Raw genomic sequence first — 24873 nt, 5'->3', positions numbered from 1 at the left:
TTTTTATTCAACGTGGGTTGTTTGATTGGCAAAGGCGATAATGGCTTGCTTCAACTCATCTCCACTAAGAGTGCGGAACTCTTCAATTTTTTGATCAATGGCTTCTAGAGGCATAACATTAACCTTACCAACGAAAATCTTATCCATAACTTGGTTATCAACAAGTTCGGTTGATACTAAGAGTTCTTCGTACAGTTTTTCACCTGGGCGGATTCCAACTTCAACAATTGGAATTTCACTTTCGGTGTGGCCACTTAGAAGCACCATTTTCTTAGCCAAGTCATAAATCTTGACTGGTTTGCCCATATCAAGGATAAAGACTTCCCCATCCTTGGCATAAGCACCAGCGTGAATAACCAAACGGCTAGCTTCTGGAATGGTCATAAAGTAACGGGTCATGCGGAAGTCTGTCACCGTTACAGGACCACCTTCAGCAATCTGACGTTCAAAGACTGGAATCACACTACCACGGCTACCAAGAACATTTCCAAAACGAACTGCACAGTAGGTCGATTGGCTACGTTGGTTAAAGCCAGTGACAATCAATTCCGCCACGCGCTTGGTTGCTCCCATAACATTTGGTGGATTAACCGCCTTATCTGTTGAAATCATAACCATCTTAGGTACTTTAGCTTCATCAACAGCTCTAGCAACATTGTAGGTTCCACGAATATTGTTTTTGAAGGCTTCTTTTGGATTGCGCTCCATCATAGGAACGTGCTTGTGGGCAGCCGCATGATAAACAATAGCTGGCTTGTACTGCTCAAAGACTTGCAACAAGCGGTCATAGTCTTGAATATCTGCGATAACTGGCACATAATCAATCCCTTGGAACTTACGAATCAATTCATGATAAACGAGGTAGATTGAATTTTCCCCATGACCGAGCAAGACAATGCGTTCAGGATTGAAACGGCTAACTTGGCGACAGATTTCAGAACCGATTGAGCCACCAGCACCTGTAACCAAGATTGTCTTACCTGTCAGTTCTGCTCCCAGACGCGATTCGTCAAGACGAATTTCCTGACGGCCCAAAAGGTCTGTGATATCAATTTTTTGGAAGCCAGTAGCTGCTTGGTGAAGTCCTTGAACAACTGTTTCAACCTTAGGCATCTTGTAACATTTGACACCCAGCTTATTACACATCTGCAAGATACGTTCATATTCTGATGGGTCAAGCGACGGAATCGCAACGATAACACGCTCTATTTGATGGCGTTTAGCTAATTCAGGCAATTCATCATATGAACCCAAAACAGGAATCCCACCAAGTTTTTGTCCCTTTTTCTTCGCATCCTTATCCAAAATACCAACAAGTTCCAAATCACTGGTTGGATGTTGGTAACTATCCATAAAGAGGGCCCCACCATCACCAGCACCAATCAAGAAGGTCCGACGGTGTTCTCCATCACCACTACCTTTTTTGCGTCTGGAGTAGATTAACTGCCAAGTAATCCGTGGCAATAAAATCAAGAAGGTACTCAACAAGATAAAGAGAATAATGAAACGGATGGAGAAGAGTGGCAAGAAGGCATAGCAGATACTATATGACAAGACGCTGCTGGCAGTCACACCAAAAAAGATTTTCATAAAGTCCGTAATCTTGCTGTAACGACTAATACTAGCATTCAACCCCCAAAATCCAATCATCAATTGATAAAACAAGAAGGCCAAACTCGTATAGATAATGTAGTCAACAGGTGCTGGATTAATCAAGCCATAGAATAAGATATAAGATACAATGATGGAAACCACCATACTAAAAATATCAAATATTCCCCAGAAAACCTGCTTTTGTTGTTTATCTAAAATTTCCACCAGATCAATCACATAATCTGTTAGTTTTTTATTCATGTCAATCTACTCCTCCTTAAAAGAGCTGGATATTTATATTGTTATTATAACACTTTTTATCCAGTTTACGATTTGCTACAATCTTTTACTTGCTTTTTCGTAACAGTTTCATAAAAATAAACTGTCGGACAAATCCGGGACAAAGAGCAACAACCATCTGAATGGCAACACTCTTGGCATACTCCATGTAAGAAATTTGCCCTCTCTTCAGCATTCGTTGACGAGCTTGACGATAGAGTTTGAGATAACGCAGTCCTCCACGACGCTCAAACATCCCTGCTCCGACACGAACCTTACACAAGATTTGATCCAGATTTCCAGTCTTGGCTCCTGCAGCAATCATATTGAGCCAGAGGAGGTCATCCTCCATATAAAGGCCATCCTCATAGTTGCCTGCCTTGAGAACCATATCCTTTTTGAACATGACAGTCATGTGGTTAAAGGCACTTCTCATCCTTTGATAAGCTACAATATCTGCATGTTGAGTCGGAACACGACGGTAAGAAACAATCTCATCAGGATTGTCAATAAACTCTGCAATATGTCCACCTAATAGGTCGAGCTTGTCCTTCTCCATTAATTGAACCTGTTTCTCAAAACGGTCTGGAACAGCTATATCATCCGTATCCATACGGGCAATAATATCGTACTGACACTGCAAAACACCCTGTCGAAGAGCCAGACCCAAACCTTGATTCTGCTCAAGAGGATAGCGTTTCACTGGAATATCAGACTCAGCCTCCATCTGGTCTAACACCTGATAGAGCTCAGGTGTCAAAGGCCCATCCTCAACCAGAACCAATTCGCTCGGTTTCAGGGTCTGATTTTGAACACTCTCAATAGCATCCTTTAAAAATGTCGGATTTTCCTTGATATAGACCGACATCAATACGCTGATTTTTTGCTTTTCAGACACAGTTTTTCTCCAATGTATAGATTTCCTTCCACTATTTTATCATAATTTTCAAGACTTTCCCATTTTTATCTTGAAAGCCAGAAACCTTACTTGACATTATAAGGAAAAAACCTTAAAATAAGCTGTTATTAAAATCAGCTAGAAGAGGTATTATATGAAAAAGCAATCACTCTTTTTTGTTCCAGGTATTATCCTGATTGGTGTTTCCTTGCGGACTCCTTTTACTGTTTTACCCATTATTTTGGGAGATATTTCGCAAGGGTTGGGAGTAGAAGTTAGTTCGCTTGGTGTCTTGACCAGCCTTCCTCTCCTCATGTTTACCCTCTTCTCGCTCTTTTCTACCCGACTGGCTCAGAAAATCGGCTTGGAGCATCTCTTCACCTACAGCCTTTTCTTCTTGACCATCGGTTCTCTCATTCGACTAATCAATCTGCCCCTACTCTATCTAGGAACCTTGATGGTTGGGGCAAGTATCGCAGTCATCAATGTTCTGCTTCCTAGTCTCATCCAAGCCAATCAACCAAAGAAGATTGGTTTTCTAACCACCTTATATGTAACCTCTATGGGGATTGCAACGGCTCTGGCCTCCTATCTGGCTGTGCCTATTACACAAGCCAGTTCTTGGAAAGGACTTATCATCCTCCTCACCCTGCTCTGCCTAGCAACTTTTTTGGTCTGGCTGCCTAATCACCGCTATAATCACAGACTGGCTCCACAAACCAAACAAAAAAGCAAAGCAAAGGTCATGCATAATAAACAGGTCTGGGCAGTGATTGTCTTTGCAGGTTTTCAATCCTTGCTCTTTTACACCGCTATGACCTGGCTACCTACCATGGCCATCCATGCAGGCCTATCCAGTCACGAAGCTGGCTTGCTGACTTCTATCTTCTCGCTGATTAGCATCCCTTTTTCAATGACCATCCCAAGCCTGACAACCAGCTTGTCAACTCGCAACCGTCAGCTCATGCTCACTCTGGTTTCACTAGCTGGTGTGGTCGGCATTTCCATGCTCTTTTTCCCAGTCGGTAATTTCTTTTACTGGCTTGCCATCCATCTCCTCATCGGAACCGCAACCAGCGCCCTCTTCCCTTATCTCATGGTCAACTTTTCACTCAAGACAAGCGCTCCTGAAAAGACAGCTCAATTGTCCGGCCTATCTCAAACAGGAGGCTATATCCTAGCAGCCTTTGGACCGACTCTCTTTGGTTACAGTTTTGACTTTTTCCACTCTTGGGTACCAGCTGTAGCTGCGCTCTTACTCGTCGATATCCTGATGACTGTGGCCCTCTTTACAGTGGACAGAGCCGATAAAATTCTCTAAACTTCTAGTTTTTCCTAGGAGTTTTTTTATATATAAAAATTTTACACATTTCTCTTGACAGGGCTTTCTTTTAGATGTACAATGTATGTGTATAAAAATTATATATAAAAATCTTACACATTAGAAAAGGAGGTTTCCCATGTACTTTCCAACATCCTCTGCCTTGATTGAATTTCTCATCTTGGCTGTACTGGAGCAGGATGATTCTTATGGTTATGAGATTAGCCAAACCATTAAGCTGATCGCTAATATCAAAGAATCTACACTCTATCCTATCCTAAAAAAATTGGAAGGCAATAGCTTTCTGACAACCTATTCTAGAGAGTTCCAAGGTCGCATGCGCAAATACTACTCCTTGACAAATGGTGGTATAGAACAGCTCGTGACCCTAAAAGATGAATGGGCACTCTATACAGACACCATCAATGGCATCATAGAAGGGAGTATCCGCCATGACAAGAACTGAATACCTGACTCAGCTAGAACTCTATCTCAAAAAACTGCCTCAGGCTGACCAAATTGAAGCCATGGACTATTTCAGGGAACTCTTTGACGATGCTGGAGTCGAAGGAGAAGAAGAACTCATCGCTAGCTTGGGAACTCCCAAAGAAGCGGCCCACGAAGTTCTCTCCAATCTTCTCGATAAAAAAATCAATGAAGCACCCGCTCAAAAAAATAACCGACAAATTTTACATATCGCCTTGTTAGCTCTCCTTGCAGCACCCATCGGTATTCCTCTGGGAATCGCCATCCTCGTGGCCCTGTTCGGAATCCTTGTGGCAGCTTTGACTGTCATTCTGGCTTTCTTTGCGGTTTCCATACTTGGTATCATAGGTGGATTCCTATTTTTAGTTGAAAGTTTCACTGTCCTAGCCCAAGCCAAATCAGCCTTTATCTTGATTTTTGGTGCTGGTTTACTGGCTATCGGTGCTTCTTCACTAGTCTTACTAGGTATTTCCTATGTAGCCCGCTTCTTCGGTCTACTCATTGTTCGCCTGGTACAATTTGTTCTCAAAAAAGGAAAGAGAGGTGACCAGCATGCGTAAATTGACAAAAGGATTTCTCATTTTTGGTGTGGTGACTACCATTATCGGCTTTATCCTGCTCTTTGTAGGAATCCAATCTGACGGGATTAAGAGTCTGCTTGCCATGTCCAAGGAGCCTGTCTATGATAGTCGGATGGAAGAGTTGACCTTTGGCAAGGAAGTCGAAAACCTAGAGATTACTCTCCATCAACACGCACTGACCATCACAGACTCTTTGGATGATCAAATCCACATTTCTTACCATCCATCTCTTTCTGCTCACCATGATCTTATCACAAATCAGAACGATAAAACGCTGAGCCTCACTGATAAGAAACTGTCTGAAAGTCCATTTCTCTCTTCTGGAATTGGCGGGATTCTCCATATCGCAAGTAGCTACTCTAGTCGTTTTAATGAAGTTATTCTCCAATTGCCAAAAGGAAGAAGCCTAAAAGGAATCAACGTGTCAGCCAATCGTGGACAAACCAGTATCACTAATGCTAGTCTTGAAAATGCGACCCTCAATACAAACAGCTATATCCTCCGAATTAAAGGAAGTCGTATCAAAAACAGTAAACTCACAACCCCCAATATCGTTAATATCTTTGACACAGACCTTACAGATAGTCAGCTAGAGTCAACAGAGAAGCACTTCCGCGCTGAAAATATTAAAGTATATGGTAAAGTAGAACTATCTTCTAAAAATGCGCTCAGTATCATGCTAACTCAAAAAGAAAGCCAAGAAATTAACTTAGACCTCTCGAGTCACCATGGTCCTATTTATCAGTTATCGAGAGATGAGAGTCAACGCCACCCCAACGAATTAAGCAACCCTTACAAAACTGAAAAAACTGATGCAAAAGGTCAACTCATCGCTAAGGCTGATGATTATATTAGTCTTGAAACTACAGCTAACAGACCTTAATAAACCTATTTATATCGACCACTATGACACATAACCCACTAAAAAGGAGGTTCTACCATGAAACAAGAATGGTTTGAAAGTAATGATTTTGTAAAAACAACAAGCAAGAACAAGCCTGATGAACAAGTCCAAGATGTTGCAGACAAGGCTGAAGAAACTATAGCCGATCTCGATACGCCAATTGAAAAAAATACTCAGTTAGAGAAGGAAGTTTCTCAAGCTGAAGTCGAATTGGAAAGCCAGCAAGAAGAGAAAATTGAAACTCCTGAAGACGGTGAAGCGAGAACAGAAATAGAAGAAAAGAAGGCATCCTATTCTACTGAAGAAGAGTCAGACCTTCCTAGTGAAACCGAAAAAGTCACTATAGCTGAAGAGAGTCAAGAAGCACTTCCTCAGCAAAAACCAACCACGAAAGAGCCCCTTCTTATCAGTAAATCCTTAGAAAGTCCTTATATTCCCGACCAAACTCAAAAATCTACAGATAGATGGAAAGAGCAAGCGCTTGATTTTTGGTCTTGGCTAGCGGAAGCAATCAAATCTCCTACAAGCAAGCTTGAAACAAGTAGTACACACAGTTATACAGCCATTCTCTTGCTCATTCTGTTTTCTGCGTCTTCCTTTTTCTTTAGTATCTACCACATCAAACATGCTTACTATGGACATATAGCAACTATGCATAATCACTTCCCTGAACAATTTGCATCATTAAATCTCTTTTCGATTATTTCTATCCTAGTAGCAACAACACTCTTCTTCTTTTCATTCCTCTTGGGTAGTTTCGTTGTGAGACGATTTATCTACCAAGAAAAAGACTGGACGCTAGAAAAGATTCTCCAACAGTATAGTCAACTCTTGGCAATTCCAATCTTCCTCACTGCTATTGCTAGTTTCTTTGCCTTCTTTGACAGCCTACGATTTACAGCCCTCTTGTGTGTGATTAGCATTGGAATCATTCTGCTTGCCAGTCTCCATATCATTACAAGACCAAGTCAAGCAAGTGAAACCGACTCCTTTTATCAATTATTCTTGTCTGTCCTTGTTAACGGAGTCATTATCCTCCTCTTCTTTGTAGCTGAAGTGGCACTGATTGGAGATTATCTCCGTATCTTGGCCTTTCTTTAAACTTTAATCCTGTCTTTCATGGCAGGATTTTTTCTATGCCAAAAAGCAAGTCGATTGACCTGCTTCTGCTTTACTTTTCTTGTGCTAATGTTTTAAAATCTTGTCCTAGGATGGGGTTTATTTCTAATTGATTGGCATCTAGTTGGTGGTAAGATGCTGATGGTAGTGACTCTAGGAATTTTGCATAGTCCAAGCGGGCGATAGCTTCATAGTCTTCTGGTTTAGAGCCGTCTCCTGTGATTTGCACCAAGTCAATCTCCCACTGCACTTCCTTATCCACCAATTGCTCAATATAGGCTGCAGGCACAAATGGTTCTCTCGGTAAAACAGTCTTGACCCCTTGAGCCAGATGGTAAACACCGTGCACTTGGCCTTCTCCATCCTGATAGAAGGAAACTTTTGCAAAGTAGGCATCTGTCTCTTGAACCGCACGCACACGCGCTTCAAACTGAACCAAGCCATCTTCCTCTAAAAAGCTTTTCAAGTCCTCATGACTAAAGAAAACAGGATTAAAAATTCCTTGACAAATCGTAAAGCGAGCTGCAGTGTCTGCCAGATAGGCTTGAATACTTGCTTGGAAATAAGCTTCAAAATCAAAACCATCTAATCCTTCAATCTCAGTTCCTGTATAAGCAAGCAGAGCATCTAAAAATGACTTGATAATCTGCCAGTCTGTCTTCGTTAGTAGGTCAGGAAGATCGACACGGTAAGCCTTTTGATTATCAGCATAACTGACCTTAAAGAGAAATTGTGATTGACCCACTATCGCACACTCGATATACTCCAGACGGTTAAGAGGCTGACGGAGATAGACGGCATCATAGCTATGTGACTCCAAACCATCTACCAAGGCCAAGATAGACTTAGCAGTCAAAATTTCCTGTTCTCCTAAAATACTCTGTTTATTTGGAATAAAAAATGTTTTCGTCATAACTGGACTCCTTTTGAAATCGTTTACATCTAGTATACCTTATTTTCCTGAAAGATACAGAAATAAACTTTAGATTTTTGAGTAAAAAGCATAGAAAAACAGCCCCTAAGGACTGTTTAATCTTATACAGTAGCTGCTTGATCCAAGCTTTCACCGATAGCGGCTAGGCGCTCAATCACTTCAGCTTGTGTCAATTCATTTTCTGAAACATAGCGGTTACGTGGGTGAACACGGCACTCGTGTGAGCATCCACGAAGGTACTTGTCTTCATTTTCTTCTGATGTCAAGATACGACGGTTACAGAATGGATTTCCACAGTTGACATAACGTTCACATGGTGTTCCATCAAACCAGTCTTTTCCTACGATGGTTGGGTTGACGTGGTTAACATCTACGGCGATACGCTCGTCAAAGACGTACATTTTCCCATCCCAAAGCTCGCCTTGAACTTCTGGGTCTTTACCGTAAGTTGCAATTCCTCCATGCAATTGACCTACATCTTTGTAGCCTTCACGGACCATCCAGCCTGAGAATTTCTCACAGCGAACGCCACCTGTACAGTAAACCACGACGCGCTTGTCCATGAATTTTTCCTTGTTGTCACGGACCCATTGTGGCAACTCACGGAAGTTGCGGATATCTGGGCGGATAGCCCCACGGAAATGTCCTAGGTCGTACTCGTAATCGTTACGTGTGTCAAGGACAACTGTATCTTCGTCAAGAAGGGCTTCTTTGAACTCTTTTGGAGACAAGTAAGCACCTGTTGTTTCAAGTGGGTTTATGTCGTTGTCAAAGTCGTTGTCTTCCAAACCAAGGTGGACAATTTCTTTCTTGTAGCGAACAAACATCTTCTTGAAGGCTTGTTCATTTTCTTCGTCAATCTTAAACCATAGGTCTTCCATTCCTGGAAGGCTGTGAACATAGTCCATGTATTTTTGAGTTGTTTCGTAATCACCTGAAACTGTTCCGTTAATTCCTTCGTCAGCGACTAGGATACGGCCTTTAAGGCCGATTGATTTACAGAAAGCCAAGTGGTCTGCAGCAAATTGCTCTGCATTTTCAATTGGAGTATAAAGGTAGTAAAGTAAGACACGAATATCTTTTGCCATAAGATTTGTTCTCTTTTCTATTCTTAAATTTTCTAAATTTTTTATTTATCCATACTAGTATACCTGCTTAAGAAAACGAATGCAATTTATTTGACTGGAAATTGTAGAAAGGAATTTATCCCTGCATTTCATTAGTAACCATAGCGAATCGCCGATAATTCTCTTAATTTCTTTATCTGCTCGGCTTGACTTTCTGACAAAGTCAACTTATGGTCAATCAACACACGTGAGATATCAACGTTCATTTGGCTTAGAATAAATGGAACAGAGGTCCCATCGTCCTTTAATCGTCTTTTATAAATCACTAACTGATTTTCCAAAGGAACAAGTTGAGGCGTATCCTTTATATCTTCCAATAGATGATTTATGATCGTCAGGGCTTCACAACGTCTTTCGCTTCCTCCTGCAAACCATTTTAATGGTGTCATACTCATTTACCTCCTGAAACTCGCTTATAAATTGAAAAAACTATCATTCCTAACTCGCCTGTCAGTATTTTATCCAAACACCCTATGTAAAAAAGTCAGCAAAAATGGTAATGTTGCGAAAATATTATTGATCACATGCACCGCATAGGAAGGATAAATGCTCTTGGTATAGCGGGTCAAACTAGCAAAGATGATGCCAGATGTTGCAAAGACGAAGATATCTAACAAACTAGGCAGGCTTGAAAAATGAGGAAGAGCAAATAAAATTGACGGAAGAAGCAAATCAAGGCCAAATCTCGAATGCTTAAAAAAGGCGTGTTGCAGTAATCCTCTATAGATTAACTCTTCCATCAGTGGAACCAGAAAGAACAGGGCTATATAAATACCTAGCTCAGCAAAGTTGGTCCCACTATAACCGATCAATACAGCCCAACCTTCAGCAGTTGACTGAACATGTTTAGCGGTCTGAACGTTAAAAGAGATCTGGAGCACTACCACTAATACTGTCAAAATCGAATACCAAAGCCATTTTTTTCTTGGAATGCGAAAGAGATAACCATGGCCTGTCTTAACCAGAATCCAAATCATGACTCCAATAAAAAGTAAACTCAAGATATTTTGAATCCAGAATAAATTGCCTATCTGAGAAGAAAATTGCCAATAGTTTTGGACGATAAGCGTCAGCTGAGAAAGACCAAATACGAAAAATAGGTAAGAGAAGACTGCACTTATTTTGAATAGAAGTTGATACTTTTTCATTTGAACTCTCCTTTGTAAACTCGAGACATCTCTAATATAAGCCATATTCCCCCAAATCCTTACTCTAAATCCTAAATAGTGCTTGAGATTTCCTGAATGGTTAAATAGGGATAAGAAAAAGATAGATATCTATGCCCTTATTTCAAAAAATCACTGCCTCCCCAAACAAACCTGAGGAAAACAGTGATTCAGTTTTTAGGAATTAGGAATGAATACACGAAATCAATTGATCTTATGATTTTTTGTTTTTCAAGAATTCATCGTATTGTTTTTGCATTTCGTTCAATACTTTATCGTAAGCACCTTCAGATTTCAATTTTTCCATCAATTCTGGAATAGCTTTATCTGGGTCTACAGTACCAGTGTTGATAGCTGTATCGAATTGTTGCATTGTGTTAGAGATTGCTGAGATTTCAGATTTCACACTGTCAGTGTTAAAGATGAATCCAAGCGCTGGAGATTCTTTAGCTTCTGCCAATTGTTTCTTAGAATCTTCGATTTGTTGGTCTGTAACGTTTTCGTTGATGTAAAGAATCCAGTTGTTACCAGTGTTCCATCCACCCATGTGAGTGTTTCCTTTGTATCCATCAAGAACGCGAACACGGTTTTCTTTACCTGAAATTTTTTCCCAGTTCTTGCCTTCTGGACCATAAACAAGACCATTCAAGAGTTCTGGGTTAGTGTTCAAGAGGTTCAACACTTCCATTGATTTTTCTTTGTTCTTAGAGTTGTTTGAGATGACAAAGTTAGCAACTTGTGTTGTTTGGTTTTTCTTGATGAAGTTAGTGATTGGTTTGATTTGGATATCTTTGTTGGCAACACGTGAAAGCAAGCTGTTACCATAGTCAGCTGGTCCTACTGTTTCTTCACGAACAAACCAAGTATCTTGTTGAAGGTCAAATGAAGTATCGCTTGTTGCTACGTCTTTTGGAATGTATCCAGCTTCATAGAATTTGTGAAGAGTCTTCAAGTGTTCTTTGAAACGAGGTACTTCGTAACGGTTTACAATCTTAGTAGTGTCTCCTTCAAGGTCGATAACGAATGGAAGTCCATTTGGAACTGGGTAGTCAAAGTTATCAGATGGAATAAAGTTCTTGGTAACCGCAAATGGTACTACATCTGGAGCTTTTTCTTTGATTTGTTTCAAGACTGGCTCAAGTGTTTCGTATGAAGTGACACCTGAAATATCGATACCGTATTTAGCAAGAAGTGTTCCGTTGAAGGCGAAGTTTTGAGATGATGCAACGTTGGCTGCAACTGGAACTGCGTAAATTTTACCGTTAATGCTGTTACCTTTGATATAAGCTGGGTCAAGTGCTTTGTAAAGTTCTGCCCCTTCTTTCTTGTACAAGTCAGTCAAGTCTGCATAGGCACCTTTTTGAGCATTTACAACATAGTTAGATGCAAAGGCGATATCGTAGTTTTCACCAGATGATGTGATAACTGACATTTTCTTATCATAGTCACCCCATCCAAGATATTGGATATCCAATTTAGCACCAACTTTTTCTCCGATGATTTTGTTAGCATTTTCTAGCAATTCATCCAAGTTATCTGGTTTGTCACCGATTTGGTACATTTTGATAACAGGTTTTTCACCTGAAGCTGAGTCAGCAGCTTTTTTGTTACCTGAAAGGTTTCCACAAGCAGCGAGACCAGCAGCCAAAGCGACTACGCTAGCAGATGCAAAAGCATATTTTTTCCAGTTTTTCATGACAAAAACTCCTTTTTTTATTTTTAAACTTATAAACAATGTAATGATCTTAACTTCACTCAAGGGAAGTTTGGAAACGAGAAATTTTTTTCTCAACAAGTACTATTCTTTCACACCACCGATAGTCAAACCTTTTACAAAGTAGCGTTGGAAGAATGGATATAGAATCGCGATTGGAAGGGTTGCGACCACAACCATGGCCATACGTCCTGTTTCTTTTGGAAGAGCAACTCCCAGTTGACCAGATAGGCCGACTGCTTTGGCGATGTAGTCCATATTTTGTTGGATTTGCATAAGCAAATATTGCAATGGATACAAGTTGTCACTCTTGATATAAAGAAGGGCGTTGAACCAGTCATTCCAGAAACCAAGAGCTGTTAAGAGCGTGATGGTTGCGATACCTGGTAGTGACAATGGCAAACAGATTTGGAAGAAGATTCGGGCTTCACTGGCACCATCTATACGAGCGGATTCGAGAATGGCTTCTGGAATGGTCTTCTTAAAGAAGGAACGCATCAAGATGATGTTAAATGGAGAGAGAAGCATTGGAACAATCAAGGCCCAAACTGTATCACCAAGTTGAAGTAAACGAGTGACCACGATATAGCCCGGTACCAAACCAGCGTTGAACAACATACTAAGAAGGGCAAAAATCGTAAAGAATCTGCGATACTTAAAGGTTGTCCGTGAAATAGCGTAGGCATAAGTTGTTGTGATAAAAACGTTTGTGATAGTCCCCACCACTGTTACAAAGACTGAGATGAAGAGAGCTTGGAGAATTTTATCCTTAAACTGTGCTAAGAACTCAAAACCGTCTAATCCAAATTGAGATGGGAAGAAGCTATATCCATTTTGGAGGATACTCTTTTCATCTGTCACCGAGATAACGATAACGAATACAAAGGGTAGGATACAAGAGAGGGCGATCAAACCAGAAATGGTACTGAAGAAGATATCTGCTTTCTTACTGAAGGAGTGAATGCCGACATTATCAATTTTTTCTTTTTTAATTTTCTTTTCTGCCATATTCTCCTCCTTTCTAGAACAAGGCTGAGTTTGGATCAACTCGTCTTGCAAGTAAGTTTGATAAGATAACCAGAATCAAGCCAACAACTGATTGATAGAGACCTGCCGCTGAAGCCATGCCGATATCCGCTGTCTGAGTCAATCCGTTATAGACATAAACATCCAAGACGTTGGTTACGTTGTAAAGCTGACCAGCATTGTGTGGGATTTGGTAGAAGAGACCGAAGTCTGCACGGAAGATATTTCCGACTGCAAGGATGGTCAATACGGTTACCAATGGTGTCAACTGCGGAATGGTTACGTTGCGAATACGTTGCCATTTGCTAGCCCCGTCAACTGTTGCTGCTTCGTAGTAGGTTGGATCAATTCCCATGATTGTCGCATAGTACATGACACTGCTATATCCAAAGCCTTTCCAGATACCTAGGAAAAGTAGGAGATATGGCCAGATGCCTAAGTCAGCGTAGAAATTGATTTCTTTGAGACCAAGAGTTTCCAATAAATGGTTGAACACCCCTTTATCAATGTTTAGGAAGGCATCTGTAAAGAAACTGATGATAACCCAAGACAAGAAGTAAGGGAACAACATAGATGTTTGGAAAATCTTAACCATTCTCTTGGAACGGAGCTCGCTGAGGATAATGGCAATCCCTACAGATACAACTAAACCTAGAAAGATAAAGCCGAGATTGTAGAGGACAGTATTTCGTGTGATAATAAAGGCGTCTTTTGAACTAAACAAGAATCTGAAATTATCTAGTCCAACCCATTTACTATTCATGATACTATCTATGAATCCATTACTGGTCATGTGGTAGTCTTTGAAGGCAACCACGTTCCCAAATACTGGAATGTAGAAGAATAGAATCAACCAGAGTGCCCCTGGTAAAACCATCAAGAGAAAGATCCAGTTGTCTCTCAAGGTTTTTGAAAACTTATTCATAATTTCCTCCCTTTTTATTTTGATATCCATCTAAAAATTCCTTTTTAGACTTTTGATAACGATTACATTATTAGTATACTCCTATTTGCAGGTTAGGTTAAACTACTAATTATAGAAAAAACTCCACAAATTATTTTATGTGGAGTACTTTTTTAAGAAAGGGATGTTTCACGAGAAACACTCTGAGTAAGAGCACAGTGTTCTTGTTTTTAGGTCGTGTAAATGGTTGAAGCTGTCGCAATAGTATGCCACTGGTTGGCTGTTGTAGCTGCGAAATCCTTATCTGCGTAGAAGTCAGTAAATGGCAGGATTTCCACTTCTAACTCGTCAATACGGTCAAGCTGACCTGCCAGATAAGCCTCAATACGACTTTCTGCTCGCTTGATGCGTTGCAAGAGTCCGCCCATACGGATGTCAACTGTATCCAAGCCAAAGACCTTGTTTTCTTTCAGCCATTGGTGGCTAAAGAGAGCATGGAAGTGTTCGATTTGGCTTCTGAGTTCTGGTAATTCTTGTCTTGCGATTTCTTGCAGATTGTCCTTATCATCCGTTTGGTAAGCCTGACGAATGCGTCGTCCCACATCGACTTTGCTACTTAAAATATGGTTCAACTGGGCCTGAGTTTCAAAAAGATAGGCATAGTTTCCAGCTTTTTCTTTAATGTCAGCAAGCGTCTCAGAAGCCTGAGAGAAGTGTGGCTTGTCCTGTTCAGGTGTCATGTGTCGATCAAGAATCGGGCAGAGAACATCCTGATAAAAGACATAGCGGTTGGGATTGATACCACTGAGATTGCTTGGTAGATCTGGCAAGAGGTTAGCTAGGTCAATCTGCATGAAATCCTCAACCGAAAGACCTGTATTGGTCTTGAAGTGAGCTGACAAACGGTCTAGATCATTACGATAGCTGAGTTCTGCCCAGATTTGCAGGCTTGGTAGGATAGAAAACTGAGCAGTTTCACCACCATTGTCCCCCCAACCCGTCACAATGACTTCTTTGATCTCATTGGCACGGCAAGCTTTATTGGCTTCGACTGCGATGAGACGGCTGAAATGGTTATTGGGTGTGAAACCGATCCACTTCCAAGCACCTCCTGCAAAGGCAAGGTCATGGCTAATCTTGTGATGGTTGCGGAAGTTGCGATTATATTTTTCCTCGCTATCCTGGTAGTAATCCCAGTAAACCAAGGTTACACGATCTTTGAGACGGTCTAAGTAAACACGAGTTTCCTCTGGAATTTCAACATCACGGTCGTACTGGCCATCTGCCGACATGAGTTTGAAGAACATATCGCTCCACATCTGGCAGTGGAATCCATATTTGTCTGCAATATCCAGCACACGCTCCAAGTGTTGGCACATGAGGAGACTACGATCCACAACACCGTTCAGAATCAAGTAGCGTCCCAAACCAACCAAGTGGGCTTCGTCCATCCCGATATTGACCTTGCGAGTCTTCAGTTTAGATAGCGTCGCAAACATGCCATCAATCAGGTTATAAACCTTTTCTTCTCCAATGAGAAGAATATCCTCTACATCACGGAGTTCCTGCACTTCTTTGACACCCCATTTGACAAAAGCTGACAAGTGGGCCAAGGTCTGAATGCAAGGCACAAAGGTCATGTCAAACTGTTGGGCATAGGCTTCGATTTCCTGCAATTCCTCAGCTGAGTAGGCTCCACGGAAATAGCCAAAGTAAGGTTGTCCTTCAATCTGGTAGGTGTCTTCCATGTAAAGCTCAAAGGTTGAATAGCCCATGAGAGCCAAGACCTCAATCATCTGCTTGGCAGATGCCACATTCAGCACCGCATTACGGGAACAATCCGCCATGTAGGCTAAATCTTCATAAGCCGCTTGCTCCTCAATCTCCACCTTATCACCTTCTTCTAAAGCTGTTGCGAGAACAGACAAGGCACGGTAGAGTTGGTGAGGTTTGCGGTAGGTCAATTGATAATGATCACCCTCACCCTTGATAGAGATGGAGGCTTGATCAGACTGAGCAACTGCCACTTCTACATCTGGTAGAGAAATGTGCTTTTGAAGTAAGTCTATAGCTTGCGCTTGTTTGTCACTAATTCCTGTAAATCTTACCATTGGTTTTCCTCCTGTAGCCAGTTGACAAGGGCACCGTAGAGATTGGAATCTGCATGATAGGTGCAGGCTTGAATGACAGGTGCGACCGTGTATTCTTCGTAGGTTTCGATAAATTCATCTACAGCTTTTTGAACACCTTGGATAAAGTCGGGATTCTGACTGATAGAGCCTCCCAGACTGATGACATCTGGGTCGATGAGATACTGAATATTGAGCAAGCCTTGTGCCAGATTACGGTTCATGCGCTCAATGGCTTCTTGACAAAGGGCATTGCCTGCTGCGGCCTCTTGGTAAATCTTGCGACCGTCCCAGTCAGTCTGACCAGATTTTTCAATCACGTAGCGCACCATATTTCCAGTTGACGCTAGTTGCGACCAGTTGTTGAGCTTTTCAGCAGGGGCAAGAGTTGTCATGTAGCCAAATTCCCCACCCAGACCGTGGCTACCTCGATGAAGTCCACCATTGATAATCATAGCTCCGCCAATCCCTGTCCCAATCACGACACAAGCTGCATTTTCAAGTTCTGGATGAGCTAGTAATTCACTGAGCCCAACGCAGTTGGCATCATTTTCCAGATGGACAGGAATCTGATAAGAGCTAAACACCTCATACCAAGAAAAGCCGTGGATGTAAGGCACCGCACTGAAGCCATCAATTACACCTGTATCTTGATTGACCGCACCTGGAACGCTCATAGCAATCCCGCTATAATCCTGTTCTGACAAGCGCTGGTCTAGCCAAGTTAGTAAATCTTCCAAACTTTCTGGCGTTGGAATGCTTGTCTTATTCAGTATTTTCCCATCAGGAGTCAGACTGGCAAACTTAATCCCAGTCCCTCCGATATCAATCGTTGCAATGGTCATTGTTTTTACCATAAAAGGGGCGAATCAGCAGTTAGTTCTTACCTTTTCGCCCCTCCTTTCTTTTTATGTTTACTTTTTGAAATTAAATTTCTTCTTTTTTGATGAATTCTGTACGAATCTCTTGTGGTGAAATGAGGCCTCTATGAACTGGGTATGGTCGTTCAAGTAGGTCCAGGAAGAGATGTTGACTTTCCGGTACACGTACATTTTCACTACACATATTGTAGTAACGAAGAACATAGCCTTCTTCATTTTCAGCTACCTTAAAGGCTGTCGGGCAGATTTGCGGTATGCTGAGAACAGAATGGCTCAAGAGGCTACCAGTCGCAGCAACACTTCCTTCCTGTCTAGCAAGCTGAAGGCTGGTAAATGGTGTCTGCAAGGCTTTAGCTCGACGATAAGCTGAGAAGCGTTCTTGGGCTTGGTGGCACTCAAGCGCAAACTCGACTTCAAATTCACGCAAGCATTGTGCTTCTGGTGTTGGGAAGTAGCCCCAGTCACCTAGCTCACCTGATGCACGCAAAATAGTCACTGCAATGGTGTCGTCTCCAAGGATTTCGTATTCATTCAATCCCTTGTTGGATACAGTCACTCCTTTTTCATCGTCATACAGACTGACAAAGGCTTGTTGGTGTTGAGGATTTTCAGGATTTTCCCATGAAGCAGCTGGTTTGTTTGGTCGTGTCACCACCTCATAGATGCTCTCTGAGTCATTGCTTGGACGCGTGTTATGAGTCTTGATCAAGAGACGGATACGGTGGTCTTTGGCAGTGTTGGTAAAGCGAGTCTTGCAACGGATTTGTGGATTGTCAACAAAGACAGTCAACTCAGTTTCAAGAGGAATGCTTGTCAATTCTTCTGACCGTCCAGCCTCACGCTTCATAAACTCGATAATGCCTTTTTGCTCTTCTTCTAGCTTTTCATCTGCACTGACAGGCACGGTCAATTCATGTTTGAGCAAAATCTTAGCGTAGCGAGCTGTGTTTTCCAAGACCTCGTAGCCCTTAAGCTCTGCATAGATTGGCTCTGTTCCTTTTGGTTGGAAATAGATATACTCATTTCCGATGTCACCACGGTCTTCGAAGCGGATAAAGTCTTCATAGGCTTCGTGAGTTGTCTTGTCATAGACTGTGATATTGTCATCCACACTCACCGTTACAAATGGCGTATCAATCACTCCGTTTTGGTAAATGCCTTCACGGTGTTCTTGCTCTCCTTCCAGCAATTGGAAGGTTGTCCAAGAAAGTGGCGCTAGGTGAACTGGAATGGTCACGCGCACTTGTCGAGCAATACGAGCTTGGCGGAACTTATCTTTTGGTAAATCATACTCAAAATTAGCCCCAAGATCCTCGATTTTAGCCTCTACAGGACGCCCATCCAAATCCTCCACACGGTAACTTGGCAAGGTAAGAGCAGCCATCTTCTTGTAGCCTTCCGTTGGGTGTAATTCCTTGAAATCACAAGTCGCCACATCAATCACTGTGCTGACAGTATCAACCTTATCATGCAAGCCTGTGTTAATGACAGTAAAGAGATAATCACTTTGAGCCTTAGCCGTAGCAATTTTACCCTTCCACTCATTAAGAAGATTGGTCTTAACAAAGTTTCCGACTTGGTTGACCTTGGCAAAACGCGTTTCCATCTCGCGGTGAACTTCGTCCACGCTACAGCCACAGATACTATCATGCGGCGCATTCTGCAAAAGTGTTTTCCAAGCATAGGTCAACTGGTCCTTGTGGTTGTGGCCCCCAGTGATAATCGTCAAGGGTTCTACAACTTGCTCTAGGAGGTTGCTATTTTCTTGGAAGGCTTGTTTGAGATAAATACGAGATGAAGAAGTGTTGGCAAGTGTGTACCAACCATCTGTTTCCTGACTGGTCAACTCACCTGTAACCGTTGATAATTGCTCTGGTAGGGCACTTTCCACGGCTTGGACATATTCATCAAAAGAACTATGAACAAAGGTTACATCTGGGAAGAGTTCATTTGCCACACGAATGGCTTCGCTCAGATTTTTCTGAACAGGCTGATGGTCACAGCCGTTCATCATCAACCACTGGTTGGTCGAAGCATAGTCACGCACGTCTGCCAGTTTTTGTTTCCAGAAGGTCAAGGCCTCGTCTTTATCAACTGGAATTTCATTCCCATTACTGTACCAGTTGGCAAAGAGAATCCCGAGGACACGACTTCCGTCCGCACCCTGCCAGTACATTTCTGAAAACTGGGAAGTAAACTGCTCATCTTCGAGGACTTGGTTGTCAAATCCAATCGGCTTCACACCACGACCAAAAGCTGCCACATGAATGCCTGATTTTTGAAGAATTTGAGGCGCTTGTCCCATATTTCCAAAGGTATCTGGGAAGTAACCAATTTGAGTAGATTTGCCCCATTTTGCACATTCTGCTTGACCAATCAAGGTATTGCGGACATTGGCTTCACTTGAAATCAAGTAGTCATCCTGCAAAATGTAAAAGGGACCAATTTTAAGTTTGCCTTGGTCGATGTATCGTTGGACTTTGTCGCGATTTTCAGGGCGAATCTCCAAGTAGTCATCAAGGACAATGGTTTGACCATCCAAGTGGAAGCTCTTGAACTCAGAGTCATTTTCAAAGAGATCGAAGAGATTGTCAAATAATTCCACCAACTGCATACGGTGGCTTTCAAAAGGCAAGTACCACTCACGATCCCAGTGACTATGTGAGATAATATGTACGACAACATTTTCCATGAAGTAAAACCTCATTCTAAATTTAAATTTTTATTGTTAACGTTTTAAATGTAAATTTGTGATTCTTTCCAAGAATCAGTGAAGCGAAGGCGAGCTCCTTATACTCAATGAAAATCAAAGAGCAAACTAGGAAGCTAGCCGCAGGCTGTACTTGAGTACGGCAAGGCGAAGCTGACGTGGTTTGAAGAGATTTTCGAAGAGTATTAGCGGATATCCAAGTAATCCAAGACTAATTCACAGAACATCATATTAGCCCAAGAGAACCATTCGCGAGAGTAGAGAGTTGGGTCGTCCACGTGGAAGCTTTCGTGCATGACACCTGTCCCCCCATCGCAAGCAACCAGCTGATCCAGCAAGAATTTCTTCTCTGCCTTATCTCTTGTTGTCAAGCCTTGGATAGAAAGGGCGATTGGCCAGATATAGCGATAGAAGGTATGAGAACTTCCGAGACCGCTAGCGTATTCTCCTTGGTAGAAGTATGGATTTTCAGGGCTCAGAATGGTACGACGAGTTGCTTGATAGACTTCGTCGTCAATATCGCAGTAGCCCAGATAAGGTGCAGCCAACAAACTTGGTACGTTTGGATCATCCATGATGCTGGCATTTCCTAGACCATCCACTTCAAAGGCATAAATCTTTTCACCCTTGCTGTTGCTTGTGTAGGCGTAGTTTTCAATTCCTTCTTGGATTTCAGACTGGAGGCGCTTAGCATCAGCAATAATGCTCTCGCTATCAGCTAGGTCCAATTCTGCAAAGATTTCTTGCACATAACCCAAGACTACTACAGCAAACATATTGGACGGAATCAAGTAACTATACTGACAGCAATCATCGCTCGGACGAAAGGCTGACCAAGTCATACCTGTCACTGCAAAATCAGGTCCAAAGCCATCATTTAGCAAGGTGTCTTCCTTACGATCGGTATCACGAACAAAACGATAAGGAGAGTTGGTGTGGTCTTGTTCCACCGTCCAAAGATGGAGAATTTCCTTAGTCGCTGCGACAAAAGTCTCATCAAACTGACTAGTATCGCCAGTCTCTTTCCAGAGGAGATAAGCCAGCTGCAAAGGATAGCAAAGCGAGTCCACCTCATACTTGCGCTCCCAAATCCAGCCATTAAGGTCTGTGTGGTCAGTTTCGTGGTGCCCCTTCCAGTTTTCCTCTATGTTGAAGGAGTTGGCATATGGATCCTTGAGTACCAAGGTCATCTGACGTTTGACCAAACCTGCAATGGTCTGACGCAGGAGGGCATCTCTTTTAGCCACATGCAGGTAGGGTCTGAGTTGAGCTGTCGAATCCCGAAGCCACATAGCAGGAATATCCCCAGTCAAGACAAAGGTTGAACCATCTTCTAGGATTTCAACCGTATTGTCCAAGGTATCTGTATAGCAACGCTCGAAAACATCCACCCACTCTGGATGGTCCTTAGCCCGCTCTGCCACTTCATCTAGCCACTCTCTAACAATTTCTTTTGAATAAATCATCGTGCAGTATCCTCTTTCAAACAAGTTTCATTTTCAGTATATAGCTTTTGAGACAGAAAATACATACACAAATGATAGTCATTTTTCTACAAAATAGTTATCTTTAAAACTCCTTTTCTAAAGGTTATCTTTTTCTGATATAATGTAGAAAAACAGCTAAAGGAAAGACTATGAAACCACTACTTGAAAGCATCGATACCCGATTTGGAACTGCCAGCAAACATGCCTTCTCTCGGGGAAATACCCTGCCATACACAGGCGTTCCTTTTGGGATGAATTACTTTGTGCCCCAGACCAGTGACCAGGAGGGAGCTTGGTTTTTCGATCCGCATCTGCCCATCTTTCAGGGAATTCGATTGACCCATCAGCCCAGTCCTTGGATTGGCGACTACTCTTGGCTCCTTCTGACACCTGCCACAGGCCAGCTAGGTGGAGACAGCCTCTTTCACCGCCAGTCTTCTTATGATATCGAAAAAGCCTCTTTCCAACCTCATTATCTGAAGATTTTCTCCCTGCGCTATCAGATTGAAACCCAGCTCACACCGACTTGCTACGGTGCTTCTATTCTTTTGGAGCAAAAGCAAGGCAAAGCACTCTCCCTCTATCTTCACGCAGCAGATGAACTGACCGTGGAGCAAGTAGATAAGCGAACTCTTGCCCTGCGACAAGAAGGTAAAACTGAAACCAACAAAAATCCACTAACGATGTTCACTGCCCTGCAAATGAATACGGATATTCTTGCTATCAGCCAAGAAGGCGAAGACTGGCGAATTGACCTAGAAGATAGGCATGCCGAAATTCAGCTAGCGACTTCTTTCATCTCTCACTCTCAGGCTCTGCTTAATCTACCTCAAGAAGATTTTGATAACTGTAAAGCAAATGCCCAAGCGGATTGGGAAAATCTCCTCCATCGTTTTGACATTATAGAAACAGGAGAGGCTGACCGAACCTTCTTTGATCACTGTCTCTACAGACTCTTCCTCTTCCCACAGACTTTTTATGAGGTTAATAAATCTGGGCAAGACATCCACATAGATTTGGCTACTGGAACTGTCAAGCCTGGTGTCCTCTTCAGCAACAATGGTTTCTGGGATACCTTCCGCACCACCTTCCCCCTCTTTGCCCTTATCATACCGGAGCACTATCACCGCTTTTTAGAAGGCTTTCTCAATAGCTATCGCGATACTGGATTCCTTCCAAAATGGTTGGCTCCAGATGAACGGGGTATGATGCCAGGTACCCTTTTAGACGGCATTATCGCAGATAGCGCCTGCAAGGACATGGCTCCTGACCTAGAAGAAGAACTCCTCCAAGCCATGCTTGAAACAGCCACCAAGTCCGACCCTCTCGGCATCAATGGTCGCCACGGACTAGCCCAATACCAAGAACTGGGCTACCTCTCTACCGACCACCACGAAAGTGTTAGCCATACCCTAGACTACGCCTATAGTGACTTTTGTATCGCCAGCTGTGCCAAAAAACTAGGGAAAATAAAAATCGCTGAAAACTACAAAGCTGCGTCACAAAATTACCGCCATCTATTTGATGTTGAGACAGGTTACATGCGAGCGCGAGACAATCAAGGCAACTTCCGCCCTGACTTCTCTCCTTATAGTTGGGGACGTGATTATGCCGAATGTTCAGCTATCCAAGCAACTTTAGGCGTTCTCCACGACATCCCAGACTTAATCCAACTTATGGGTGGAAAAGAAACCTTCAGCAACTATCTTTTGAAAACCTGTCAAGATGCTCCCCTCTTTGAGACAATAGGCTATGGTTACGAGATTCACGAAATGAGCGAGATGGCTACTGCTCCTTTTGGACAACTCGCCATTTCTAACCAGCCGAGCTTCCACATTCCTTATCTATTCCGCTACAGCGATTACCCTGACTACACTGCCCTTCTTATCAAGACCTTACGTCAGAAAGCCTTTCACCCAAGCTGGCAAGCCTATCCTGGCGATGAAGACAATGGCAGTCTCTCAGCCTGGTACATCTGGTCAGCTCTCGGTTTTTATCCGACCTGTCCAGGAAAACCAAGCTATGATCTCGGAATCCCTCTCTTTAACCACCTCCGTATCTACCTTGCTAAAGAAGGTAAATGGCTAGATATTCATACTGAGCAAAACCACAACCATTTTAACTTTGTCAAAGAATGCCGACTGGACACAACTCTAGTATCAACTATTCAACACCAAGACCTCCTAAAAGCTGAACAACTAACTTTCACCCTCAGCTGGTTACCAAGTCAGCCGTCCACTTCCTGAAATGCAAAAATCTCCTAGCAGACTTTCCTGCTAGGAGATTTTCTTATGAGAGGTACTTGCTTAAGCTTTGAAAATCGGATTTATCATCTGATGTTTATCAAACAATCTACCAATTAAGCTTCTTCGTCTTCTTTACGACGACGGCCTGCAAGACCAAGACCAAGTAATGCACTTGCGGCAGCTGCTACCATAGCTACAGTAGAATCTGCTGTACCTGTATTTGGCAATTCTTTAGCTGCTTTACGCGCGTTTGTTGCTGCTTCTTGGCTAGCATTAGCTGCTGCTTGAGTTGTAGCTGGAGCTACAGCTGGTGTTTGAGCAGCTTGATCGTTAGCTGGAGTTGCATGATCAGTTGATGAAGCAACTTTCGCCATGAAGTCTTCGATACGTTTAACCATTGCATCCACTTCTGCTTGACTTGCGTCTGCATTAGCAAATACTTTCTTAGCATCTGCTGATAATGCATTCGCTTCTTTTGCAGTTTCTGCATCAAACTTAGTTGATTCTTTGATGATCAATTCATCTAATTGATGGATAGCACCTTCTAACTTAGCTTTATCCACTTTTGCGTCAGTGTTAGTAGCTCCGTTATTGCCTCCACCATTTGATGGTACATATGGACGTTGTTTAAAGATATCTTTAGCTACGATTGTGTAAACTTTACCATCTTTAGTAATTACAGTTGCGTTTCCTGCTTTGTCGAAGATAACTTCTACTACATCAGCATTTGCTCCTTTAATCTTAGCTTTTGCAGCTTCTTTTTCTGCATCTGTTAAGTTATTGAAGTCTGCTACTGTTTCTTTTTCGAAGTCAACGTTGATGTTTTCACCATTGTTCTTAGCTGCAACATCTTTAGCATCTTTAACTAATTGAGCTGCTGGAATTGTTGCTGTCTTACCTTCTGGAGTTGTTACTGTCGCATTTCCGTTTTCGTCTACTACTACAGTTGATCCTGGGTTGACTGCTTTAATTGATTCTTTAACTTTTTCAATTTCATCAGCTGTTAATTTAGCTTTATCTCCAACTAACACTCTAGTTGCTGGTGTATTTACACCATTTTGTTGAGTTGGATCAGTTAATTTATCTTCTGGAATTACTAAGTCAAGTTCTGGGATTACTAATACTGTTCCATCACCTTTAGTAACGATTACATCACCTTTATCATTTACTACTACAGTTGATCCTGGGTTTACATCCTCTACTGCTTTCTTAACTTTTGCTTTTTCTTCATCTGTTAACTTAGCTGGATCTTTAACTACTGTCTTAGTTGCTGGTGTATTTGCTCCATTTCCTGCATTTGCTTTACCTGCGTCTGATGCTGACTTAGTTAAGTCTGTTGCTGGAATTGTTGCTGTTTTGCCTTCTGGT

20 protein-coding genes are annotated in these 24873 nt (G+C 42.2%); 6 read left to right on the top strand and 14 right to left on the bottom strand.

Annotated features, from left to right (window positions below; all coding sequences use genetic code 11):
* Nucleotides 1-3: 3 nt before the first annotated feature.
* Nucleotides 4-1854 carry a polysaccharide biosynthesis protein gene (locus O3636_RS04420; protein WP_261076688.1) on the bottom strand — a complete coding sequence of 617 codons (1851 nt, stop codon included), beginning with the start codon at nucleotides 1852-1854 and terminating at the stop codon, nucleotides 4-6.
* An 85-nt stretch (nucleotides 1855-1939) separates the two neighbouring features.
* On the bottom strand, nucleotides 1940-2770 hold the full coding sequence (locus O3636_RS04415) for a glycosyltransferase (protein WP_261076690.1): 831 nt from the start codon (nucleotides 2768-2770) through the stop codon (nucleotides 1940-1942).
* Between the two features lie 154 nt (nucleotides 2771-2924).
* Here O3636_RS04415 and O3636_RS04410 point away from each other — a divergent pair, with 154 nt between their 5' ends.
* The 5 genes from O3636_RS04410 to O3636_RS04390 all read left to right on the top strand — a co-directional run bounded on the left by O3636_RS04410 (nucleotide 2925) and on the right by O3636_RS04390 (nucleotide 7163).
* Complete coding sequence (locus O3636_RS04410; protein ID WP_261059139.1) at nucleotides 2925-4091, top strand: MFS transporter; 1167 nt, start codon at nucleotides 2925-2927, stop codon at nucleotides 4089-4091.
* A gap of 139 nt (nucleotides 4092-4230) precedes the next feature.
* Nucleotides 4231-4557, top strand: coding sequence for a PadR family transcriptional regulator (locus tag O3636_RS04405; RefSeq protein WP_000273858.1), 327 nt, complete (start codon nucleotides 4231-4233; stop codon nucleotides 4555-4557).
* On the top strand, nucleotides 4544-5137 hold the full coding sequence (locus O3636_RS04400; RefSeq protein WP_094753003.1) for a DUF1700 domain-containing protein: 594 nt from the start codon (nucleotides 4544-4546) through the stop codon (nucleotides 5135-5137). The genes O3636_RS04405 and O3636_RS04400 overlap by 14 nt, the downstream gene beginning before the upstream one ends.
* On the top strand, nucleotides 5130-6041 hold the full coding sequence (locus O3636_RS04395; protein WP_371641922.1) for a DUF4097 family beta strand repeat-containing protein: 912 nt from the start codon (nucleotides 5130-5132) through the stop codon (nucleotides 6039-6041). Before O3636_RS04400 ends, O3636_RS04395 begins: the two co-directional genes overlap by 8 nt.
* 57 nt (nucleotides 6042-6098) lie before the next feature.
* Nucleotides 6099-7163, top strand: a complete 1065-nt coding sequence (locus O3636_RS04390) for a DUF6574 domain-containing protein (protein ID WP_371641920.1) — start codon at nucleotides 6099-6101, stop codon at nucleotides 7161-7163.
* Nucleotides 7164-7233: 70 nt separating this feature from the next.
* On the opposite strand, the gene O3636_RS04385 is transcribed toward O3636_RS04390, so the two are convergent.
* The 11 genes from O3636_RS04385 to O3636_RS04335 form a co-directional block, all read right to left on the bottom strand.
* Complete coding sequence (locus O3636_RS04385; protein WP_261442723.1) at nucleotides 7234-8094, bottom strand: DUF4299 domain-containing protein; 861 nt, start codon at nucleotides 8092-8094, stop codon at nucleotides 7234-7236.
* Nucleotides 8095-8216: 122 nt separating this feature from the next.
* On the bottom strand, nucleotides 8217-9203 hold the full coding sequence (locus O3636_RS04380) for a rhodanese-related sulfurtransferase (protein WP_020899966.1): 987 nt from the start codon (nucleotides 9201-9203) through the stop codon (nucleotides 8217-8219).
* A gap of 131 nt (nucleotides 9204-9334) precedes the next feature.
* Nucleotides 9335-9631: a bacteriocin immunity protein gene (locus O3636_RS04375; RefSeq protein ID WP_261044531.1), complete on the bottom strand. Its 297-nt coding sequence runs from the start codon at nucleotides 9629-9631 to the stop codon at nucleotides 9335-9337.
* A 69-nt stretch (nucleotides 9632-9700) separates the two neighbouring features.
* Complete coding sequence (locus O3636_RS04370) at nucleotides 9701-10390, bottom strand: CPBP family intramembrane glutamic endopeptidase (protein WP_261044524.1); 690 nt, start codon at nucleotides 10388-10390, stop codon at nucleotides 9701-9703.
* A 232-nt stretch (nucleotides 10391-10622) separates the two neighbouring features.
* Nucleotides 10623-12104 (bottom strand): ABC transporter substrate-binding protein, encoded by a 1482-nt coding sequence (locus O3636_RS04365; RefSeq protein ID WP_020899963.1) that lies wholly within the window; start codon nucleotides 12102-12104, stop codon nucleotides 10623-10625.
* Between the two features lie 102 nt (nucleotides 12105-12206).
* Nucleotides 12207-13130, bottom strand: a complete 924-nt coding sequence (locus O3636_RS04360) for a carbohydrate ABC transporter permease (protein ID WP_000818351.1) — start codon at nucleotides 13128-13130, stop codon at nucleotides 12207-12209.
* 13 nt (nucleotides 13131-13143) lie between these two features.
* Complete coding sequence (locus tag O3636_RS04355; protein WP_371641917.1) at nucleotides 13144-14073, bottom strand: ABC transporter permease; 930 nt, start codon at nucleotides 14071-14073, stop codon at nucleotides 13144-13146.
* Nucleotides 14074-14282: 209 nt separating this feature from the next.
* Entirely contained in the window at nucleotides 14283-16163 is a 1881-nt protein-coding gene (locus O3636_RS04350; RefSeq protein WP_371641915.1) for a beta-N-acetylhexosaminidase, read from the bottom strand.
* Nucleotides 16157-17026, bottom strand: coding sequence for an ROK family protein (locus O3636_RS04345; protein WP_371642052.1), 870 nt, complete (start codon nucleotides 17024-17026; stop codon nucleotides 16157-16159). Before O3636_RS04345 ends, O3636_RS04350 begins: the two co-directional genes overlap by 7 nt.
* Nucleotides 17027-17108: 82 nt before the next feature.
* On the bottom strand, nucleotides 17109-19754 hold the full coding sequence (locus O3636_RS04340; protein WP_371641913.1) for an alpha-mannosidase: 2646 nt from the start codon (nucleotides 19752-19754) through the stop codon (nucleotides 17109-17111).
* A 203-nt stretch (nucleotides 19755-19957) separates the two neighbouring features.
* Nucleotides 19958-21238, bottom strand: a complete 1281-nt coding sequence (locus O3636_RS04335; protein WP_000640503.1) for a glycoside hydrolase family 125 protein — start codon at nucleotides 21236-21238, stop codon at nucleotides 19958-19960.
* Between the two features lie 170 nt (nucleotides 21239-21408).
* Between O3636_RS04335 and O3636_RS04330 the strand changes: the two genes are divergently transcribed.
* Nucleotides 21409-23505: a GH92 family glycosyl hydrolase gene (locus O3636_RS04330; protein WP_371641911.1), complete on the top strand. Its 2097-nt coding sequence runs from the start codon at nucleotides 21409-21411 to the stop codon at nucleotides 23503-23505.
* A gap of 113 nt (nucleotides 23506-23618) precedes the next feature.
* On the opposite strand, the gene O3636_RS04325 is transcribed toward O3636_RS04330, so the two are convergent.
* A partial coding sequence (locus tag O3636_RS04325; protein WP_371641909.1) for an LPXTG cell wall anchor domain-containing protein occupies nucleotides 23619-24873 on the bottom strand: 1255 nt, incomplete at its 5' end.

Source organism: Streptococcus sp. 27098_8_76 (genome assembly GCF_041432315.1).
Classification (GTDB): Bacteria; Bacillota; Bacilli; order Lactobacillales; family Streptococcaceae; genus Streptococcus.
The sequence above is the reverse complement of the archived record's forward strand: the minus strand, read 5'-3'. Positions and strand labels throughout refer to the sequence as shown.

What these genes read in the sequence shown, in the direction of transcription:
- O3636_RS04400 (WP_094753003.1), top strand. Translation starts at nt 4,544, where the DNA reads ATGACAAGAACTGAATACCTGACTCAGCTAGAACTCTATCTCAAAAAA.
- O3636_RS04420 (WP_261076688.1), bottom strand. Translation starts at nt 1,854, where the DNA reads ATGAATAAAAAACTAACAGATTATGTGATTGATCTGGTGGAAATTTTA.
- O3636_RS04345 (WP_371642052.1), bottom strand. Translation starts at nt 17,026, where the DNA reads ATGACCATTGCAACGATTGATATCGGAGGGACTGGGATTAAGTTTGCC.
- O3636_RS04370 (WP_261044524.1), bottom strand. Translation starts at nt 10,390, where the DNA reads ATGAAAAAGTATCAACTTCTATTCAAAATAAGTGCAGTCTTCTCTTAC.
- O3636_RS04410 (WP_261059139.1), top strand. Translation starts at nt 2,925, where the DNA reads ATGAAAAAGCAATCACTCTTTTTTGTTCCAGGTATTATCCTGATTGGT.
- O3636_RS04365 (WP_020899963.1), bottom strand. Translation starts at nt 12,104, where the DNA reads ATGAAAAACTGGAAAAAATATGCTTTTGCATCTGCTAGCGTAGTCGCT.
- O3636_RS04380 (WP_020899966.1), bottom strand. Translation starts at nt 9,203, where the DNA reads ATGGCAAAAGATATTCGTGTCTTACTTTACTACCTTTATACTCCAATT.
- O3636_RS04340 (WP_371641913.1), bottom strand. Translation starts at nt 19,754, where the DNA reads ATGGAAAATGTTGTCGTACATATTATCTCACATAGTCACTGGGATCGT.
- O3636_RS04375 (WP_261044531.1), bottom strand. Translation starts at nt 9,631, where the DNA reads ATGACACCATTAAAATGGTTTGCAGGAGGAAGCGAAAGACGTTGTGAA.
- O3636_RS04390 (WP_371641920.1), top strand. Translation starts at nt 6,099, where the DNA reads ATGAAACAAGAATGGTTTGAAAGTAATGATTTTGTAAAAACAACAAGC.
- O3636_RS04405 (WP_000273858.1), top strand. Translation starts at nt 4,231, where the DNA reads ATGTACTTTCCAACATCCTCTGCCTTGATTGAATTTCTCATCTTGGCT.
- O3636_RS04330 (WP_371641911.1), top strand. Translation starts at nt 21,409, where the DNA reads ATGAAACCACTACTTGAAAGCATCGATACCCGATTTGGAACTGCCAGC.
- O3636_RS04350 (WP_371641915.1), bottom strand. Translation starts at nt 16,163, where the DNA reads ATGGTAAGATTTACAGGAATTAGTGACAAACAAGCGCAAGCTATAGAC.
- O3636_RS04385 (WP_261442723.1), bottom strand. Translation starts at nt 8,094, where the DNA reads ATGACGAAAACATTTTTTATTCCAAATAAACAGAGTATTTTAGGAGAA.
- O3636_RS04360 (WP_000818351.1), bottom strand. Translation starts at nt 13,130, where the DNA reads ATGGCAGAAAAGAAAATTAAAAAAGAAAAAATTGATAATGTCGGCATT.
- O3636_RS04355 (WP_371641917.1), bottom strand. Translation starts at nt 14,073, where the DNA reads ATGAATAAGTTTTCAAAAACCTTGAGAGACAACTGGATCTTTCTCTTG.
- O3636_RS04395 (WP_371641922.1), top strand. Translation starts at nt 5,130, where the DNA reads ATGCGTAAATTGACAAAAGGATTTCTCATTTTTGGTGTGGTGACTACC.
- O3636_RS04335 (WP_000640503.1), bottom strand. Translation starts at nt 21,238, where the DNA reads ATGATTTATTCAAAAGAAATTGTTAGAGAGTGGCTAGATGAAGTGGCA.